The following is a 1794-nucleotide window of genomic DNA, read 5'->3' on the forward strand; positions in this document are numbered from 1 at the left end:
CAGCGATGGCGGCAGTCGAAAAAAGGAATTTCCTATATAAAAGTAGGCGTCCAAGACGGTGCCAGCGGTTCAGTCCAACAAGGCGTTGAAAGAGGCCTCGAAAGTGATAGATTGGATGATACATCCTAAATTTGGTGCTGGCGGGTATTTTTTTTGCGCTTTCGTCGGCTCATTAACTAAGCGTTATGTTCCCGAAGGAATTTGAATTATGGCGAAGCCTTCGAAGAAGGAAAAAAGAAAGCAGAAATCAAAGGCTAAAGCTAAGGCTGCTCGCCGGGCGGTGCATGATAGGAACCGTGAAAGAAAGTTAGCAGAGAATATTCTTAGATTTGGCAAAAAATTAACCCGAAGGCAGTTTGATGCGTATTGTTACTGCCGAATGCCCTTAGTACGCTTTACCGCAGAAGAGATCGAGTGGTACTCGCTTTTTGATAATAAGCTGTTGGGGATCGTGATTAGAGATGTGACAGATAACGATTATGGATTCATCGTACTCGGTAGGGATGCGAGAAGGTTATTTCGTTGCATCGAAGTTGGTAACGAGTTTCATGATACTCCAGAAATGGCCCGAAAAGCTCTAGCTAGAAAGATTTCTCAGGATTATTTAGGAAAGACACAGGATATATACCCACAAGGCGACGAAACTGATGCTGGGTTTGACCTATTTACAGATGTTATTCCTGAGAACGAGCAGCATCATGGCTACAAAATACTTAAGAATGAACCTAGATTTGAGGCAGCTAGGAATATCATATCTGAAATCGTAAATTCGTTTGTTGATAACGACGGGCATTTCGAAAGAGAATTTCAGTCGGTTAACTTCCAGGCTAGATTATGGGAATTGTATTTACACATATACATTCATAATGCGGGTTTAATGGTAGGAAACAATCACCCAGCACCTGATTTTGAAGTTTCTTTCTTTGGAGAAAAAATATTTGTTGAGGCCGTGACAGTTAATCCGTCTGAAAATGCAAACCGCCCTGATTTGCCTCCTCCTCAGACACATGAAGAAATTGAGGAAAGACTAAACGATTTTATGCCTATTAAATTTGGAAGCTCCCTGTACAGTAAACTACAAAAAAAGTACTGGGAAAAAGAGCATGTCGCAGGAAAGCCAATTGTTTTAGCAATTCACGACTATCACAACGACAATGCGATGACATGGTCGAGAACGGCTTTGTCAGAATATTTGTACGGGATAAGAACGCGTATTGTTGATGGGAAGCCTTCTGTAAAGGATATAGAAAAACATAGCTGGGAGGGTAAAGAAATACCTTCCGGATTTTTCTATCAAGACGGAGCTGAAAATATAAGCGCAGTACTTTTTAGCAATCAGGCAACAATTCCAAAGTTTAATCGCATGGGGAAAATTGCAGGCTTGGGCAGCGCTGATGTCAAGATGATTCGAAATGGCTTCTTATATAATCCAGATCCAGAAGCTATTCATCCTATCCCATTCTCCAAAGATTTAGATGATCCAGATTATGAAGAATCATGGTCGGATGGGCTTATAATGTTACACAACCCAAATGCTAAACACCCTGTAGATCCAGATGCATTCTCTGATATTAGTCATATATTCTACTCGAAAGATGAAGGCTTTTATGGATATCATCAGCCCTACGATGTTCTTGGTTCAATAACCGTAGTCGTTACAGAGGCCAAAGAATGAACATAACACCTATGAGCCCAAACCTTGTCAATAGGCATTAGTTTTTTATTGGCCGCGTTAGCGGCCAATATCAAGTCCCTGAGCCAGTGATCCTACTTCGTCTGTCATCGTTGGCTGTG

Annotated in this window: 1 protein-coding gene; it reads left to right on the top strand. The window is 41.4% G+C overall.

What is annotated here, in order from left to right:
- Positions 1-208 precede the first annotated feature (208 nt).
- Positions 209-1675, top strand: coding sequence for a hypothetical protein (locus F5971_RS18270; RefSeq protein WP_193496571.1), 1467 nt, complete (start codon positions 209-211; stop codon positions 1673-1675).
- Positions 1676-1794: the final 119 nt, after the last annotated feature.

Source organism: Nitrincola alkalisediminis (genome assembly GCF_009821115.1).
Classification (GTDB): domain Bacteria; phylum Pseudomonadota; class Gammaproteobacteria; order Pseudomonadales; family Balneatricaceae; genus Nitrincola; species Nitrincola alkalisediminis.